Origin of the sequence: Paraliobacillus zengyii (genome assembly GCF_003268595.1) — a bacterium.
Lineage (GTDB): Bacteria > Bacillota > Bacilli > Bacillales > Amphibacillaceae > Paraliobacillus_A > Paraliobacillus_A zengyii.
Map to the genome: position 1 here is coordinate 3,392,772 of NZ_CP029797.1, position 18,377 is coordinate 3,411,148.

At 35.4% G+C, this 18,377-nt stretch carries 17 protein-coding genes and 2 riboswitches; of the genes, 7 read left to right on the forward strand and 10 right to left on the reverse strand.

The features are described from left to right. Positions 1-139: 139 nt before the first annotated feature. From ade to DM447_RS16705, 3 genes are all read right to left on the reverse strand, one after another. Complete coding sequence (gene ade / locus DM447_RS16695) at positions 140-1,918, reverse strand: adenine deaminase (RefSeq protein WP_112182317.1); 1,779 nt, start codon at positions 1,916-1,918, stop codon at positions 140-142. 125 nt (positions 1,919-2,043) lie between these two features. After that, positions 2,044-2,144: riboswitch (purine riboswitch) on the reverse strand. 596 nt (positions 2,145-2,740) lie between these two features. Next, on the reverse strand, positions 2,741-3,604 hold the full coding sequence (locus DM447_RS16700) for an HAD family hydrolase (RefSeq protein WP_232824064.1): 864 nt from the start codon (positions 3,602-3,604) through the stop codon (positions 2,741-2,743). Positions 3,605-3,730: 126 nt separating this feature from the next. Next, positions 3,731-4,702, reverse strand: coding sequence for a ring-cleaving dioxygenase (locus tag DM447_RS16705; protein ID WP_112182318.1), 972 nt, complete (start codon positions 4,700-4,702; stop codon positions 3,731-3,733). A gap of 174 nt (positions 4,703-4,876) precedes the next feature. Next, positions 4,877-4,990, forward strand: a riboswitch (TPP riboswitch). A gap of 85 nt (positions 4,991-5,075) precedes the next feature. Between DM447_RS16705 and thiW the strand changes: the two genes are divergently transcribed. Beyond that, positions 5,076-5,573: an energy coupling factor transporter S component ThiW gene (gene thiW / locus DM447_RS16710; protein WP_112182319.1), complete on the forward strand. Its 498-nt coding sequence runs from the start codon at positions 5,076-5,078 to the stop codon at positions 5,571-5,573. Positions 5,574-5,626: 53 nt separating this feature from the next. Here the strand turns inward: thiW and DM447_RS16715 are convergent, their stop codons facing one another. The 3 genes from DM447_RS16715 to helD form a co-directional block, all read right to left on the reverse strand. Beyond that, positions 5,627-6,097 (reverse strand): NUDIX hydrolase, encoded by a 471-nt coding sequence (locus DM447_RS16715; RefSeq protein ID WP_112182320.1) that lies wholly within the window; start codon positions 6,095-6,097, stop codon positions 5,627-5,629. 340 nt (positions 6,098-6,437) lie between these two features. Next, positions 6,438-7,277 carry an aldo/keto reductase gene (locus DM447_RS16720; RefSeq protein ID WP_112182321.1) on the reverse strand — a complete coding sequence of 280 codons (840 nt, stop codon included), beginning with the start codon at positions 7,275-7,277 and terminating at the stop codon, positions 6,438-6,440. A 145-nt stretch (positions 7,278-7,422) separates the two neighbouring features. Further along, a complete protein-coding gene (gene helD, locus DM447_RS16725) occupies positions 7,423-9,783 on the reverse strand; it encodes an RNA polymerase recycling motor HelD (RefSeq protein WP_112182322.1) in 2,361 nt (786 codons plus the stop codon). A gap of 420 nt (positions 9,784-10,203) precedes the next feature. On the opposite strand from helD, the gene DM447_RS16730 reads away from it, so the two are divergent. The 5 genes from DM447_RS16730 to DM447_RS16750 all read left to right on the forward strand — a co-directional run bounded on the left by DM447_RS16730 (position 10,204) and on the right by DM447_RS16750 (position 15,026). Continuing rightward, positions 10,204-11,112, forward strand: coding sequence for a phosphate/phosphite/phosphonate ABC transporter substrate-binding protein (locus DM447_RS16730; protein ID WP_112182323.1), 909 nt, complete (start codon positions 10,204-10,206; stop codon positions 11,110-11,112). A gap of 165 nt (positions 11,113-11,277) precedes the next feature. Then, complete coding sequence (phnC, locus tag DM447_RS16735) at positions 11,278-12,057, forward strand: phosphonate ABC transporter ATP-binding protein (protein ID WP_112182324.1); 780 nt, start codon at positions 11,278-11,280, stop codon at positions 12,055-12,057. Further along, a complete protein-coding gene (phnE, locus tag DM447_RS16740) occupies positions 12,047-12,850 on the forward strand; it encodes a phosphonate ABC transporter, permease protein PhnE (protein ID WP_112182325.1) in 804 nt (267 codons plus the stop codon). The genes phnC and phnE (DM447_RS16740) overlap by 11 nt, the downstream gene beginning before the upstream one ends. Continuing rightward, complete coding sequence (gene phnE, locus DM447_RS16745) at positions 12,850-13,647, forward strand: phosphonate ABC transporter, permease protein PhnE (protein WP_112182326.1); 798 nt, start codon at positions 12,850-12,852, stop codon at positions 13,645-13,647. The genes phnE (DM447_RS16740) and phnE (DM447_RS16745) overlap by 1 nt, the downstream gene beginning before the upstream one ends. Positions 13,648-13,847: 200 nt before the next feature. Beyond that, a complete protein-coding gene (locus DM447_RS16750; protein ID WP_112182327.1) occupies positions 13,848-15,026 on the forward strand; it encodes an MFS transporter in 1,179 nt (392 codons plus the stop codon). A 73-nt stretch (positions 15,027-15,099) separates the two neighbouring features. Here DM447_RS16750 and DM447_RS16755 read toward each other — a convergent pair whose 3' ends face one another. The 3 genes from DM447_RS16755 to DM447_RS16765 all read right to left on the reverse strand — a co-directional run bounded on the left by DM447_RS16755 (position 15,100) and on the right by DM447_RS16765 (position 17,136). Beyond that, complete coding sequence (locus DM447_RS16755; protein ID WP_112182328.1) at positions 15,100-15,642, reverse strand: DUF6241 domain-containing protein; 543 nt, start codon at positions 15,640-15,642, stop codon at positions 15,100-15,102. Between the two features lie 90 nt (positions 15,643-15,732). Next, positions 15,733-16,635 (reverse strand): DUF1002 domain-containing protein, encoded by a 903-nt coding sequence (locus tag DM447_RS16760; RefSeq protein ID WP_112182329.1) that lies wholly within the window; start codon positions 16,633-16,635, stop codon positions 15,733-15,735. Between the two features lie 120 nt (positions 16,636-16,755). After that, positions 16,756-17,136, reverse strand: coding sequence for a RidA family protein (locus DM447_RS16765; RefSeq protein WP_112182330.1), 381 nt, complete (start codon positions 17,134-17,136; stop codon positions 16,756-16,758). Positions 17,137-17,255: 119 nt separating this feature from the next. Between DM447_RS16765 and DM447_RS16770 the strand changes: the two genes are divergently transcribed. Beyond that, positions 17,256-17,657, forward strand: coding sequence for a secondary thiamine-phosphate synthase enzyme YjbQ (locus DM447_RS16770; protein ID WP_112182779.1), 402 nt, complete (start codon positions 17,256-17,258; stop codon positions 17,655-17,657). Between the two features lie 46 nt (positions 17,658-17,703). On the opposite strand, the gene DM447_RS16775 is transcribed toward DM447_RS16770, so the two are convergent. Then, entirely contained in the window at positions 17,704-18,327 is a 624-nt protein-coding gene (locus tag DM447_RS16775; RefSeq protein ID WP_112182331.1) for a YesL family protein, read from the reverse strand. Positions 18,328-18,377 lie beyond the last annotated feature (50 nt).

Here is an 18,377-nt window from a genome sequence, read left to right on the forward strand (position 1 = left end):
ACTCCCTTTTATTTTGGTTGCGTTTTCACTACCAGTTTACTATATATCGTTAGCCGAAAGAAGTAATTTGATTGAATGAAAGATTAGACCTTTAATTACTTAGCAATCAATGGAAAGTGATATCGATGAACTAGCCTTATCATTTTACAACATCTATTAATTCAAACTTCGTCACGTCAACCAAGCCACGATTAGAAATACGCACTGCAGGGATAACTGGTAATGCAATTAGGGAAAATGTCATAAATGGTGCGTGAATAGGGCATCCGAGCTTTTTCCACGCGTTCTGTAATTCTTTCACTTGTTCTACAACTAGTTCAGCAGGTTGATCAGACATCAGACCAGCAATTGGCATCGACACTTCTGCTAAAATATGGCTATCTTTGACAACTACCATACCGCCACCTGAAGCAATAAGTTGGTTTGCCGCTATAACCATATCATCCTCATTTGCACCCATTACAAGCAAATTGTGACTGTCATGTGCAACAGTGGATGCAACCGCACCACTTTTCAGTTGAAAGCCTTGGGTGAAAGCAACAGAGATATCTCCAGACCGATGATGTCGATCAATACAAGCTAGTTTAATAACGTCTTGTGCAATATCTGCTTGGACTTCTCCTTCTATCACTGGCAAAATCGCTTCCGTTAGCTCAGTACGCGCACTATTTTCAATCGCCTTTATCACATTAACCGTTGCATTACTTTCACTATCTTTTGCGCTTATAGCTAAGTCACTTTTTTTCAAAGGAGCTTTCACATGAATTGAATGTTTAATATGATCTGGATACGTAAAGGAAGGCAGTTCAAGCGTCAATCCCTGTTGTTTTACCACTATTTTTCCATCAATCAAAACCGTACTTGGGTTCATTTCTTCTAAATTATCAAGCAATAGGATATCGGCACACTTACCTGGAGTAATACTTCCATAGTCGTCTTCCATTTTAAAATAACGTGCGACATTAAGTGTTGCCATTTTTATGGCATCGACAGGATCGACACCTTCTTCAATCGCACGTCGTACAACATGATTTACGTGCCCTTGTTCGACAAGTGTCTGTGGATATACATCATCTGTTACCAATAAAATATAATCGGTATTCACATTATCTTCTGTTACAATTTTAATCACTTCTTTAACATCATGCCACGCAGAGCCTTCACGAATCATCACATACATACCTAAACGTAATTTCTCCAATCCTTGTTCACGTGTAACCGTCTCATGATCTGAAGTAACACCAGATGTAATATACGCCTGTAACATTTGATTCGTACCATCTGGGAAATGACCAGTTACCGTTTTACCGGCCTTTATCGTTGCATTGATTTCACCTAACATTTTTGGATCTCCATAAACAACGCCTGGAAAATTCATTACTTCACCAAGTCCAACCACGTTATCCCATGTTAAACCTTGTTCAATATCTTCAACGGTCAATGTTGCACCTGCATCTTCTAAGCCTTCTGTTGCAGGGACACATGATGGGAAAGTAGTGAACACATTTAATGGTAGTTGTTGTCCTTCTTCATGCATTAAACGAACACCTTCTGCACCGAACACATTGGCAATTTCATGTGGATCCATAAAAATACTTGTTGTTCCTTTCGTTAATGCGATTTTCGCAAACTGTGTGACAGACAACATCGTACTTTCCACATGCATATGTCCATCCATTAAACCAGGAGTGATATATTGACCAGTAGCATCAATAACTTTTGTATCAACGCCAATTGTGTGATCCGCGTTACCAACATAAGCAATGCGCCCATTTGATACTGCTACATCTAACCCTCCAATTAATTCACCTGTTATAACGTTTACAACTGTACCATTTTGGATTACTGTATCTGCTTTTTCTTCTCCCAAAGCGACTTTCGCTAATAAATGATTGACTTGATATAACTTATTTTTCATACTGAAATGCCTCCTTTAATTTTATTACAGTATAAAAGTATACAAAAATAGCCTAAGGTAAACTTATATAACCTAGGCTATGGCATGCAGGAGCGATGATGTGATAAGCAATAGTTGTTTTCAATCAATCGATATTCCTCACATGTAGTCCAATGATTTAAGGTCAGTTGGTAGAAACGCTTAGGCCAATTCCTAAGCTTATACATGTATATTTTATCTTAGTAGATATTTGTAGTTGAGAGAAACTTTGCGGTAAGAGGCATAAAGTTCTTACACGCTTCTCAAATGAAATTGACTCCCTTTCCGTAGGCACGGCTTCAGCTAATTCGGTAAAGAAAACCACTTTACCGAATGGATCTTCAGCCCGTGGGATTGCGATTACTCATCCCACCCTAAAACATTCGCTGTTCCTACAGGAGTGTCGCCAATTTCATTTGATACGCTGGAAAGAGGTTAAAATTAATCTATTAGCTACTGGTCAGAAGGCTTTATTACTCTTATGACAACAGGTGCTCACATTATGCTGGGCTGATTGATTGTAGCGTAAGGCAGTCGATCCTCGAAAATATAGTTCGATTTTCTTCGTGCGGTGCTTGTTCAGGAAGTAAATTCAAAGTCCTGCGGGAAAAGCAAGATCTGAAGATCCACTTCAGAAAGCGACTGCCTGTAGCGGAAGTCAACATGACAGTTAACACAGAGTCTATGAATATTCAGTAATAAACAACAACCTTTTAGAAAGCAGCCTTCAAAAACAATAATCGTATTAAATTATATTTATTCTTTTTATCACAACAAGCAACTTTAGTCAATTAGATAAGCTGATCAATTCGTGAAAAATCGGTCCATCAGATAATGATAGACTCCATCTTCATCACAAGTATGTTCGGTGACCTCATCAACTATTTCTTTAATATCAGCTGCTGCATTTTTCATTGCTACTTTCTGCCCTGCTAACGCAAACATTGGTAAATCATTGTGACTATCACCCATAACTAAAATTTCCTTTGCAGTAATATCTAGATGATCTAGTATGAGTTGAATACTCGTTCCTTTGTTAACATTCGCAACCATAATTTCTACATTATGTTCTGAAGAAGAGGAAGTAGTAAAATCAGTTTTTTCTTTTAGTTTATCTAATACGTCTATCCACTTGTTAATATGCACCTTACTTTTACTAAAACAATAAAATTTGGAGAAAGCTTGTTCATCGATAGAATCAACCCATTTAATCTGACCATCCATTGACTCTTTTCTTGATAGCCACTCGTTAATACCAACACTTTCTGGTTGAGGATCTTCCATTTCTTTATCCAAAATCGATTTGTCCTCTTTTAATACCAACCGCTCTCCAACTGCAGGAAATAATTCATAATACACATGATTCTCGCGTGCTTTTTCAATTATTTCTGTTACTAATTCAAAAGATAACGTATGCTCTTTAATTTTCTCATCACCTAAGTATACTGTCATCCCATTTGAGCTAATGATTCCATCAACTGTAAATCCTTCTGGAACGATCGGGAAGATTTCTTCACGTGAACGACCTGTTGCAATAAAAACCGGAATTCCTTTTGCTCGTAATTTATCAATGACTACTTTTGTATTTTGACTAACTTTATTATGATGGTCTAATATAGTTCCATCCATGTCTAAGAAAATTGCTTTTGGCTCGGCATGTTTGTTCATTTATTTTCCCCCTGAAATTTGTTTCGTATAATTTCTCTTAGGCTAGTATAGCATTTTGACCTTAATCTCTCCTAATTAAAAAGGAAAAGGATAACGTTTTTAATCGTCATCCCTTTCCTTCTTTAACTAATTAATTGTATCTAAAGGTTTTAAACGCGCTTCAATTGACTCTCTTTTTTCTTCCAAGAATGGTGGCAATGCAACACGCTCACCTAAATGCTCTATGTCCTCATCTGTTTCAAAGCCTGGTCCATCTGTGGCTAATTCATAAAGAATACCATTTGGTTCTCTAAAATAGAGCGATTGGAAATAATAGCGATCTACCAATCCAGAATTCGGCATACGTGCTTCCTGAATAACTTTGTGCCAGGCGGCAAGTTCTTTCTCGTCCTCAACACGAAAGGCAACATGATGCACACTACCTCGACCAGGTCTTTCACGTGATAAATCAGTGCGCGTCTCAATATGGACTTCTGCACCTGTTCCACCTTCACCTGTTTCATAGACCTCTATATCAGGTTGACCGTCGACATAGGCTTGATAACTCCCTTTATATCGAAAGTTCAGTATTTCAGTTAACACACGTGTAGTAGGCCCTAGCTCAGGTACAGTTAATTTAACTGGCCCCAAACCAGTAATTCCAAATTCTTTTGGTACGGGACTTTTATCCCAAGGGACGCCAGGTGCGACTCCTTTATTACCTTCATCAGAAACCAAGACTAACCTTTGTCCTTCATGGTCTTGGAAAAATAATACTTTACGTCCAAATTGCTCAACAATCGGCTGAAATGCCACGGCTTTTTCTTTGAAACGCTCTTCCCAATAAACTAACGCTCTATCAGTAGGAACGCGTAAGGACGTTAGCGAAATACTATTATTACCCTCATACGTGTGCCCAGCACGTATAATTTCAAAAAAAGTTAAGTCTGTTCCTGGGTGTCCAACCTCATCTGCATAAAACAAATGATACATACTTGTGTCATCTTGATTAACAGACTTTTTAACAAGTCTCATTCCTAGTACATTGGTATAAAAATCATAATTTCTTTTAGCAATTGCTGTAATTGCGGAAACATGGTGAATCCCTTTTAATTCCATCTATTTCACTCCTTAACATCATCTTTCTAAAATTATCGATAGGTTACTATTTGAATATATTACGATTATATACACTATTTATCTCGAATTCAAGATAAACGATTTTAATTATTTTTACTTATTTACCTTTATAATACATTTCACTTATGCTATTCTTTAACTAATAACTTCATAATTCACTACTAGGGGTGCCTATCTGGATAGGCTGAGAGAAAAGTAATCAAGCTTTTTAACCCTTTTGGACCTGATCTAGTTCGTACTAGCGGAGGGAAGTAGCCGAATCGATTACATTCGATGATACTGTCAGGTCCTTTTTTGAGGAGCTGGCTTTTTGTTTTGCAATATATATTTTTTTTAAAAGGAGGAAAACAGTATGAATAGAACAAAATTATTAACCACGATGGCACTGTTTGTAGCAATTGGAACCTTGGGGGCACAACTATTTGGCTTCCCTACTGGAATTGCCAAAGCTTATCCCGTGCAACATGCCGTCAATGTTATGGCAGCAGTCACACTAGGACCCATTCCGGCTGTCATTATTGCTTTTGTGATTGGTTTAATACGAAATTTATTAGGTTTAGATACGTTATTAGCCTTTCCAGGTGGAATGATTGGAGCGTTATTGGCTGGTTATTTCTATCATTGGACTAACAAAAAAGTGTTTGCAGCTACTGGTGAAATGATTGGTACTGGCATAATTGGATCATTACTATCTGTTCCTATTGCTAACATTTTATTAGGACAATCTGCGGGAGCATTAGCATTTGTACCAGGTTTTATCGTTAGTAGTTGTACAGGAGCAATACTTGGGGTATTTGTTTTATCCAGATTAAAAGGACACACACTCGTACCAAATAATGTGCAATCTTAGTTTTCACTAAATAGTGTTAAAGGGTTTCCTTAGCCAGCAGAAACCCTTTAACACTAATCTCTAACTATTGGTTTGGTTGCAGTTGATTGTAAATCACGAATTACCTTCATTTGACTTAGAAACATATTCTCAGGTAAATTATCTAATGAGAAAAATGCCGTGTCTAATGTTTCTTCGTTTTGTTTGATCAATTCTCCTGTGAAGTCTTCGCAAGTAAACCAATGCTGTACAAGCGAAACTTGGTCACCATTAGCTAATGTTTTTTGATTACCTTCTCCAGAGTAAACAGAAAATAACTCAAGTGCCCCTATCTTTAAACCCGTCTCTTCAAAAACCTCTCTTCTTGCAGTTTCCTTTACTGATTCACCTAATTCCATATAACCACCAGGGAACCCCCATGTTTGATTATCAGCACGTAAATGGAGCAAAACACGCTTTTGATCATCAAAGATAATTGCACCACAAACCACCATAATAATTGGCTGATTTCCTACCATTGATCGAACATAACTAATATAATCCATCGTAACCACTCCTTTCGAACATTTCTTTGATTTAACTTTCAACAAAAAACAACGATAAACTTTGACGTATCAGAATTTACTGACCCGCTTCTCAAGCGAAACGTGCTCCCTTTCCACAGGCACGGATAGCGAAGTGTATTTCCAGAGCGATATGTCACGTCGCATTTTCCTTCAAATTCATCAGATGAAACAATGATGCTTACGAAAGAGGCACAACGTCGACTACAACTTTGGATTTCGAGACTTCTCAAGTTTACTATGACTTAAATGCCTGTTTCACTCTATGAAAATTGTGTTTAAAAGATACAAAAAAATGGCGCTTTGTAGAGCGCCACTTTTTTTATACTTTGTTAAACGTATCTGGATCTGGTCCCACACGTTCATCTTTATTCAAACCGTTAATAGTATTCATATCAGCTTGTGATAATTCAAAATCAAACACATCTGCATTTGCAACAATTCGGTGTTCTTTTACTGATTTCGGAATTGTAATTACTTCACTTTGAAGATCCCAACGAATAATGACTTGTGCAGTTGTCTTTTCATACTTATCAGCGATCTTCTTAAGTGTAGGGTCATCTAATAGTTCTCCTTGTTTTAATGGAGACCATGCTTCAATTTGAATACTGTGCTTCTTGCAATAATCACGTAATGATTTCTGATCTAAATGAGGGTGAAATTCTACTTGATTAACCATTGGCACTACTTCAGCATCTTTAATTAACTCATCTAAATGATGTTCTTTAAAGTTACTAACACCGATAGCCCGAATTTTACCTTGTTTATATAATTTCTCCATTGCTCTCCATGAATCCTTGAACTTACCTTCTGCAGGGACTGGCCAATGGATTAAATATAAATCTAAATAATCCAATCCTAGTTTCTGTAAACTTGATTCAAAAGCATTTAATGTAGATTCATAACCTTGATCACCATTCCACAACTTTGAAGTAATAAATAATTCTTCACGAGGTACGCCTGATTTTGCTAGCGCCTTCCCCACTCCTTCTTCATTTTTATATGCAGCAGCAGTGTCAATACTTTTATACCCGTGTTCTAAGGCAGATGTAACAGAATGAATTACCTCATCACCATCTTCTACTTGAAATACGCCCAATCCTAGCCATGGCATTTTCACACCATTATGTAGAGTTGTTGTTGCTTGTAAATTTTTAAGCATACTGTATTCCTCCTTATAACTATCTATCTTATGCATTATCTCACAATTTTGTAGTAATGTGAAAAAATTTGATCATATAACTACGCTTTCATTAGCGTCCTATTAAGAAAAGGGGCATCCCTATATCAAACGGAATGCCTTTTTTCTACTTGTTTTTTTCAATTGAATGAATCTTATAATGTATAAAGCGATCTTTCGGAACTTGTTGAACAAATTCGCTAACCTCACCAAGTGATAACACAAATAATTCATGCATCGCTCTTGTACACGCTGTATATAAGAGATTTCTTTCTAATTCGTTCTGATAACGTGCTTTTGAAGCATTATAAATAATAACAGCATCAAATTCTATGCCTTTTGCTAAATAGGCCGGTATCACTAATATACCTTTTTGAAATGTATGCGTACTTTGATCCATTAATAACACATCAAAATGTTGTTTTAATGTCTGGTATACTCTTTCACTTTCTTGCATGGTTTTACATATGATCGCAATCGTTTGATGCCCTTTTGATTGATACGTATTAATAGCTTCACTTAACTTATCTGAAGCGATTGCTATATTATCAACTTCCATTAAAACAGGAAGTTTACCATCTCGATTAAAAGCTTCAATTTGGTCTCCTTGAGGCATCCAAGCTTTCGTAAATTCAACAATTGGCTTCGTTGAACGATAACTTCTTGTTAGCGTTATTTTCTCATGTTTTTCTTCTGTTGGGTCTGTTAAAACGTTATGCTCTTCTAATGCATGGACATAAATCGCTTGATTAATATCACCGAGTAATGTCATCCGGCTAATAGGGAATATCTCTCTTAAATAAGCAAACTGAAACGGTGAATAGTCTTGCGCTTCATCGATAAATACATGTTGAATAGACCGATTTGCTTGAAAACCTTTTAACCTATTTTGAAAATATAAATATGGCGTTGCATCTTCCCATGATAAAAAGTTAGAACGTAAATTTTCATATGTGACTGCACAAATAGCGTGCCAGTTTTCTGGGAGGACTACTTCTTTATTATCTTGAAGTTCAGGATTTTCAAATAGTTGTTGGTACGTACTTTTAACATCAATAAAGTATAAACGCTTTATCTTTTGCCTTAATGGATGAATTTTGTCTTTAGTTACTTTTTTTCTTAGTAACGCTTCCTCTCTTGTTGCATCCATAAAGGTATCTTCTGAAAATGGCGCTTCTTCTTGTAATTGTTGGTGTACATCTAGATAGTCAGCTTTATCTAATAACTCAATTTCTTCAAGCACCCAATCTTTCTCTCGTTCATTTATCTCTAATTCATCTAATTGTTTAAGTAACCACTTCATCACCTTCTCTAGACGAATAGAAATACTTATATTAGAAGGAAATGCGTAAAAATAGTTGCGGATCTTCTTTCTTGAAATAACTAATTCCCCACGAAAACGAACATTTCTAAATACCATACCTTCTTTTGAAAGTGTTTCAATAAAACTGTCAATATGATCTTTAAACTCTATGCTTGCTTTATAGCGCATTGCTGTAATTCTAGGATCAATACTGTGATTGTTCGTTTGAAGATAGTATTCCATTTGATCAAAGGGAGATTCAATTGTAAATTGATTACCTAATTGTGTATCAATATATCGATAAAATGTCGTTTGTTTCATGTTGTCTTCTCCTAATTCAGGTAACACCGTAGCGATATAACTATTGAATAACGGATTCGGAGAAAACAATACAATATTTTCTGATTTTAAATGTTCACGGTAACGATAAAGCAAATAAGCAACCCGTTGAAGCGCAGCCGAAGTTTTCCCACTACCAGCAACTCCTTGAACGACAAGAATTTTACTGCGTTCATTTCTGATTATTTGATTTTGTTCTTGTTGTATCGTCGCAACAATACTTTTCATTTTTGTATCTGCATTCGTACCTAATACCGATTGCAACAAACGATCGCCAATTGTTAAACCTGTATTAAACATGCCTTTTAATTGTCCTTGTTTAATTATATATTGTCGTTTCAAGGTAATTTCACCATCTATGACTTGATCAACAGCATGGTAAGAAGCCTCACCTGGTGGATAATCATAATATAGACTAGAAATTGGTGCACGCCAATCATATATAAGAAAATCTTCTTCCTTTTCATCCATTAATGAAGCAAGACCGACATAGATAGAATCTGGCTTTGACTTTTCTCCATTTTCAACGAAATCAATTCGACCAAAATAGGGAGAATCTTTTAAACGATCTAATGTGTTAAGCTCTTTGGATAATTGCCCATGGCTCCTTTCTCTTTCAGAAAGAAATTCAGCTTGTTGTTTCAAGCTTGCCTGTGTTTCAACTACATCATCTATTTCTTCTAGATTTACCGTTACATCGTCCCAGAAATTCTTGCGGATATCTATTACACGATCTTTTAATGTTTTTACATGTGTACTTAATTTATCCATCTTTTGTTTAACTCGTTTCACCACGTGATCAACCCTTGCTTTTTCTTCAGGCCAATCTTTCTCTTGCTCATCCATGGTTTTCACTCCTAACTACAAATACTTCTTTTAATCCATTTTAACATCTATTATATTTAATCATACAGATTCACCTATAATATTTTGCCATATGTTTACTTAAAATACTAATTCTTTGTTCGATTATAAGAGTTAATACAAAAAATTACACTTGCACAAATAGTGAACACGAATATGGCATTTAATAGTATATGCCTGTTTATACTTCCCTATTTAAGAATTAAGATTATAGTACGAACAAAAAATTCCTTAAACTGGTTTTTTTAAACCTAAACACGAACGTTGTTGTTATATAACCTTACAAATATACAGAAAAAATGTAAATTTTTTATTAAAATTTTGTAAATGGACTAGCATCCTTCGTGAAAATGATGCATAATAAAAGAGTAACTTAAAAAAGTATTAGGGGGATATAAACAAATGAAGAAGATTTTTGCTGGTATGTTTTTAGCACTTGTAACTGTACTTTTGATGGCTGGTTGTGGTTCTAGCGCAGGAAGTGAGTCAAATCCTGAAACAATTATTATGGGGTTCGTACCTTCACAAGAATCTGATACAATCGCAGATACTATTGCACCTTTAGCAGAAAAACTTTCTGAAGAACTTGGTGAAGATATAGAAGTAGAAGGACGCGTAATGACCAACTACACTGCATTGGTCGAGGCAATGGGTACGAATGAAGTACACATCGGATTTGTACCGGCATTTGGTTATGTCCTAGCAAATCAAGAACATGATGTAGAAGTTATCTTAAAGTCTGAACGTTATGGCAGTGGTTCTTATGTTGCTCAATACTTAGTTCGTTCTGATTCTGGACTCGAAACTTTAGAAGATTTAGAAGGAACAACATGGGCTTATGGTGACCCAACTTCAACAAGTGGTTATTTATTCCCAGCTGCACAAATTGCTACGGAATTTGATGTAGAAAACCCAGAAACTGAATTCTTTGGTGACTCTGTTCAAACTGGTGGTCATGATAACTCAGCCATTGCCGTATATAATGGTGACGCTGATGTTGCAACGACATTTGATGATGTAAGAACAGAATTAGAAGAAGAATATCCAGACATCATGGATGCTTTAACAGTTATTGAATATACGGATGAGATTCCAAATGATACAATCTCCGTTACTTCTGAGTTAGATGATGAATTAGTTCAAAACATTAAAGATGTATTTTTAAGTTTCAATGATGATGAAGAAATGATTACTATTATGAATGAAGTATATAACTGGGATGCTATTATAGAAGCTGATGATAGTGAGTATGACGTTGTTCGTGACACATATGAAATGTTCAGTGATTCTATCACAATTGATGATCTTTAAAAAATAGTTAACAGTCAAAATTCCCCATAATGTTAGTTAATAGTGCAGGAGAGATGCGTGCTTCTCTCCTGCTTTTCATTACATATGAAATTTTCTTTATTCTTTTAATCTAGTAATATATACTACTAGTAAATAATCAGAAAAAATATTGGAGGTTTATGAAGAGTGATTGAATTTAAAAATCTGTCCCTTACCTACCCAAATGGTACACAAGGACTTAAAAATATTAATATAAAAATCAATGAAGGCGAATTTGTTGTAATAGTTGGTTTATCTGGTGCAGGTAAATCTACTTTTATTAGAAGTATTAATAGGCTTGTGACACCAACTAGCGGAGAATTACATGTTGGTGACGAAGACATTCTACAATATAAAGGAAACGATTTACGTCAGTTACGCAAAAAAATCGGCATGATATTTCAAAGCTACAATCTTGTCAATCGCTCTACTGTAATTAAAAATGTTATCGCAGGGCGTCTTGGTTATACAGGTACATTAAAAAGTATCTTTAATATGTTTTCTAAAGAAGATATGGAACTAGCATACGAGAATTTAAAACGCGTTAACATTGATAATAAATTATATAGCCGTGCAGATGAACTTAGTGGTGGACAACAACAACGTGTCAGTATTGCACGTGTGTTAACACAGAAGCCAAATGTTATTTTAGCAGATGAACCCGTGGCCAGTTTAGACCCTCCTACTTCACACCAAGTAATGACCTATTTAAAGCAAATTAATAGGGAAGATAATATTACAACAGTAGTTAATCTTCACTTTATTGATATGGCAATGGAATATGCAGATCGAATCATCGGAATGCGTGCTGGTGAAGTAGTCTATGATGGTCCTGTATCGGAGGTTACGGAACAAACATTTGAAGAAATATACGGGCGCACCATTCGTGAAGAGGATATGCGAGGGGGCACGGAAGATGCCGAATAACAAAGAAAAGTTCATTCCAAAGAGTCTTTATCCATTAAAAACAAAAAGAATTATCACACTCTCTTTGGTTGCCGTACTCGGTTTCTATTTAATTAGCTCTATTACAACCGAATCTTTTATCATAAATTTCTTTATGAAAATCGGTAATATTACAGACTTAATTGGACGTTTCTTCCCAGTTGATTGGAGTTTCGCTGGGGCGGTTTGGGAAAAGTTATTTGAGACCATTCATATGGCAATAATCTCAACAACCGTGGCTACTTTAATTAGTATCCCTTTTTGCTTATTAACAGCATCAAATATTACAACAAATAAATATTTATACAATAGTATGCGATTTATACTAAATATCATCCGAACGATCCCTGATATTGTTTTAGCAGTTGTTTTTGTTGGTTTATTCGGTATTGGTGTATTCCCAGGAATAATTGCATTAATCGTTTTCGCTATCGGTATATTAGTTAAATTATTAAGTGAAACGATTGAATCAATTGATATGAATCCTTCAGAAGCTATCAAAGCTTCCGGCGGTAATGCATTACAAACGATTTGGTTTGCAGTAATGCCACAAGTATTACCACAGTTTATTTCATTCAGTCTATATGTATTTGAAATAAACATCCGTGCTTCTGTTGTACTTGGGTTAGTTGGCGCCGGTGGTGTTGGTCAATTAATTAACTCACAAATAAATTTCTTAAACTATCCAGCAGTTTCAACTATCGTTCTTATCATCTTTGCTGTGGTAGTTATTATTGATTACATTAGCGGTAAATTAAGGGAGGGACTTGTATAATGAAAGCGAATATACCCTCTAAACCAATTGATCGAAAGAAAATAACGAAACGCGTCATTAGCATCATCGTTATAGCAGCAATTTATATTTGGACTTTCACTAGTGTTAACATCAAATGGGATACTATCTTTAGTATGCGTACGATTGAGAACTTTGATCGGATTATCCCTAAGTTCTTTAACCCTGCTTTTGAGGAAACACCAACTATACTAGAAATGATGTTAGAGACAGTTTTTATTGCATATACTGGATCATTTACAGCAGCAATAATTGCTATACCACTTTCATTTTTATGTGCTTCTAATATTGTTAAAAACAAATTCTTAAACACTATTGGTATGTGGATACTTGGTGCTGTTCGTGCTTTTCCCGAGATTATACTGGCTATAATCTTTGTAGCAGCTGTTGGACCGAATCCTTTTGCGGGTGTATTAGCAATATCCATTGGTTCTACCGGAATGTTAGGAAAGCTATACTCAGAAGTAATTGAGTCAATCGACATGAACATAATAGAATCACTAGAGTCTAGTGGGGCAAATAAATTACAGATTCTTTTTTACGGCATTTTCCCTCAGGTATTACCTGAATTCTTATCCTATGCAATTTATCGCTTTGAAATTGATGTACGTGCCTCTTCTGTACTTGGTGTTGTTGGTGCAGGTGGTATCGGTACGTTAATTACCTTTGCATATTTAAATCGTAACTGGGAAGAAGTGGGTATGATTTTACTTGCAATTATTGTTGTCGTAACAATAATTGACCAAATCTCCGGTTACATTCGTAAACGTCTTGTATAATTATGAAAAAAGGCATCCTTCAAAAAGGATGCCTTTTTTATTTAGTTAATTAAAACGAACGTTGATTTTTTCAGGTGAATCACTTTCATCTTACACAAATTTACGCTATCATATATATTTAGGTTTGCGAAATATACGCGTAGCGAAAGAAGTGATCTGTTATTAATGAAGAAAAAAACATCAAACAGAATTTAGCTATTATGTGGTTTGCCAACTTCTTCATCGCCGGAAGCATTACAATGGTTTTACCATTTCTATCTTTATATATTGCAACACTCGGTGATTTTTCTGAATCTTATGTACAAAAATGGTCTGGAATAATATTCGGCATAACATTTGTGACAGCATTTATCTTTTCGCCTTTATGGGGGAAGATTGGTGATCGTTATGGAAGAAAACATATCTTAGTGGTTTCTGGTTTTGGATTAGGTCTATCTGTCTTACTAATGGGCTTCGTTGGTTCAGTTTGGCAATTATTTCTTCTACGGCTATTCATGGGTGTATTTACGGGTTTCATATCCATGTCACAGGCTCTAATTTCAACACAAACACCGAAACACATAGCCGGAAGAGTTCTCGGAACCTTACAAACCGGAAGTATAACGGGGATACTGATGGGCCCTCTCATAGGTGGCCTACTAGCTGATGCAATAGGCTATTCATCAACATTTAAAGGCTTATCTATTATTTTGTTCATTTCGGGGTTACTCGTTCTATTTGGAGTGACAGAAAGGAAAATTAAGCCTATTGATGGTCAACGCACCCAGTTCTCAAGCAAAGAGGTATTATTGCACATTATAAGGCACCCGATGCTTCTAATTGTAATGCTCGTATCCATGTTTATTCAAATTGCTCATTTCAGCATCCAACCGATTCTCTCGTTATATGTGAATGATTTACATGGCCCAGAAAATATCGCTTTGTTCTCTGGAATTGCCTTTTCTGTTGCTGGTCTAGGTAATTTATTAATGGCAAGAAAATGGGGATCTATTGCTGATCACGTCGGGTATATAAAAATTTTAATTGTCTTATTATTTTTTGCCGGTATTTTTTATTTTCCTGGAGCCTTTGTGACTAATCTTTGGCAATTAGTAGTGTTACGTTTTTTATTAGGAATAGCTATTGGCGGGATTATACCTGTCCGAATTGCTTATATACGTCAAGAAGCACCTCTTGCAATGCAAGGAGAAGTACTGGGTTATAATACAAGTATTCGTTTTTTCGGTAATATTATCGGCCCCATTCTAGGCGGAACACTTGCTAGTGGTTTCGGTTACGCTGCCGTATTTATTGTTACGAGTCTATTACTATTGACGTGTAGCGTTGCTTTATGGTTAGCGAAGCGACGTTATCCAGCACTTACAGGTGATCATATATAATCTTATACAATAAAAACTATGCAAACATATAATAGTTTATAAACGCTTGGCGGTTTAAATCCAAGCGTTTTAGCTATTGTTCATTATTTATAAAAGCTTCTTCCTCTGATTCACTCATTACCCCGGTAGCCTTACCAATCGTACCACCTTGTAATCTCCAAATTGTATTATGGTCTTGATCTATTTGCGAAAAATCTGCGTTTGCCCAGCGTTTTAGAATTGCCCCATAAATTGATTCTGTTTCGCCCAATTCTACTTGGTCAAGCCCTTCTATTAACCAATTAATTCGTTCATCTGTTATTAAGTAAAATCCCCATTTTTCATCTGCTATAACTTTTTGATGGGACATCTGATGAATATATTCTTGATAATCTTCGTCATCAAGTTGTTCTTGTGTAACGCTATCACCAAACGGATTCAATTCAGATCCTTCGTTATTTTCAAATTTTTCCTCCGAGAGTTCTGTTACTTCTTGTGTCTCTTCACTATCAGCAACTTCCTCCACTGTCTCATCATCTTCATTAGCAAAGTCTTGGTATACAATAAAACCAAAGTAACCAACCACACCAATTAAAAGCACGATTAATATAGAAATTGTCCATCCGAAAATTTTCAATATATCACCTCTACCTACATAATCATTAAATATAATTATACAAATAGCATACCAAATAATGGTATGCTATTTCAATTAAAACACGACTTTTTATTCAGCTGCAAATATATCTCTTAAACTGTCCATCATACTTACGAAGAAGTTTTTAACGCCTTCCCAAAAACCAGGATTACTCGTTACATCTTGAATCTTATTCTTAATATCACTTGCTATATCTTCTAATTGACTAGAGACATTTCCAAAATCGATATTAATTGAACGCATTTTTTCAAACAGATCAGTTAGCATTTGGCGATCTTCATCACTTAACTCAATATTCAAGTTATCTAATTGTTCTTGGACAATTTGTTCAACTTCTTCTCTTGTAGCCGGATTCTGTTCAGAAATTTGTTGTTTTATCTCGGTTAATAACTCGCTAACCTTTTCCTTATCCATACCTGATTCATCCGCTAAATCAGTGGCTATTTCTAATTCTTCATTTGCTACTTCCATACGGTCCTTGTCCAAAGATTCCCCATCAACATTAAACGCCTTATAAATACCAGTTAAAGCTGAATGACCACTCACTTTCACCGGTGAAGCTACGTCTACTTCTGCATCTTCAACACCTGCAGTTAATAAAGCATTTGCATACATTTCATTAGTAACTTCGGTAATGTTGTCTGGATTAACAATATTAATGACTAAACCATGACCTTCATTTTTTTTCGTTATTTTAGCTGATGAATACATATTTGAACTTGCATCTCCACCAATATAATTCGCTAGATCTTCTCCTGTAACAGTGTACTCTTCTACCATTGCAGGATCATTAACATTCAACAAGTTCTGCACTTCTCTAACTTGTTCATCAGATAAGGCATCCCCATAAACAACTCGAGGCAATCCATTCTTTTCATCAATACTAGTTGAATCATCTGTACTAGCCATTACAGAAGTAGCACTTAACATTGCGATGATAAAAACGATTAAAAGTGTTTTAAAACGCTTCATTTTTGATTAATCTCCTTTAGAAATACATATCACTGTTCTGTTATTTTATTCAGATCTGACTTCTAATTATACTTTATGTTACTGTGCGTTAAAATATTTTCATTACTCAAACTTGTCTTACTATCGTTTTGCAATAACATCCATTTCAACGTTAACACCTTTAGGTAACTTACTAACTTCTACCGTTGCTCTTGCAGGATATGGTTCTGTTAAAAACTTAGCATAGGCAGTATTAATTGCCGAAAAATCATCCATATTTGTTATATAAATAGTAAACTTCGCTACGTTTGCAAACGTAAGTCCTGCTTCTGTTAAAATCGCTTGTAAATTTCTCATAACCTGTTCCGTTTGCACCGTAATATCTCCTGTCACCACTTCCATCGATTCTGGATCTAGAGGTATCTGTCCTGATACAAAGACAAGATCACCTAAGTCCATTGCTTGAGAGTACGGTCCAATCGCTTGTGGCGCTTGGTCAGTTTGGATTTTTTTTAGTGTCATAAGATTTCCTCCTACTTCTAATTCGGGATATTTTTGATATACCTATTAAGAATTTTAACATATTATGATTTTTTTAGTACAATTAAGTTAGATTGAAAATTGAAAGGATGAATTTTATGATGGAACACACTTTTTATTTAAATACGAAGAATCACGATGAAATGATTGAGGTCACGTCAAGTATTGAAGATTGGATTGCTAATCAGCAAATTAAAGATGGAATAATTATTATTTCCTCCTTGCATACCACAGCTGGGATTACTATTAATGAGAACGCGGATCCAGACGTTAAAACAGACTTTCTTAGGAGATTGGAAGAAGTGTATCCTTGGGAACATCTAAAAGATTTGCATATGGAAGGAAATACTGCAGCTCACTTAAAAACAAGTACAGTGGGACATGCACAAACATTGGTCATTTCTAACAGTAAACTCGTACTCGGAACTTGGCAAGGCGTATATTTCTGTGAATTTGATGGACCACGTAATAGAAAATTTCACGCAAAAGTAATCCAAGGTTAAATAGAAAAGTTCCGTCTAGCAGGCGGAATCTTTTCTCAACTAAATCCTACTCTTCTTTATCAGCTAATACCTTAGAAAAAACTCGCATGGATAACCACATCCACACTGTTGCACTTAAACTAAATGTAAAGAAAATTAGTAACACTGGATATTCTAACGAGAAAAACATAAAAGAAAATAATAATAGCATCATTGTAATCGTGATAGGTAACTTTGTTATTCCTACAATAAATGCATTTTTAAATTGTTGGAGAACACTAGCATAGTTATGTACATTTAATGGGAAAACCCAGACCACAACAACAAGGTACAGAAAAATAACTAAATAGAATGCAAAAGGAACGATAAAGAACATATCACCTTGTGATTCTGCGATAATCCGATAATTTAAATAAAAAATCCCGCCAATTAAAGTTAATATCCAACCTATAATGTTAGAAGAAATAAATTCTTCGCGAAATATTCGCTTAAATGTTGTCCATACCTTTATTTCATACTGTCCCATTATCCACTTTCTAGTAACACCTAACGTTGCAACTGTAGCAGGAAAAATTCCGACTATAATCAAGCCAGAAACTGAAAACAGTATAAAAAGAAAATTTAAAAGTGCCAATTGCATTACCCAATACATCACTCTATCTAAAGTTGTGACAAGATCTTTTGCATTCATAACGAGATTCATCCCTTTATCCTTAATTTGAAAATTAGTTTAGTGTTGAA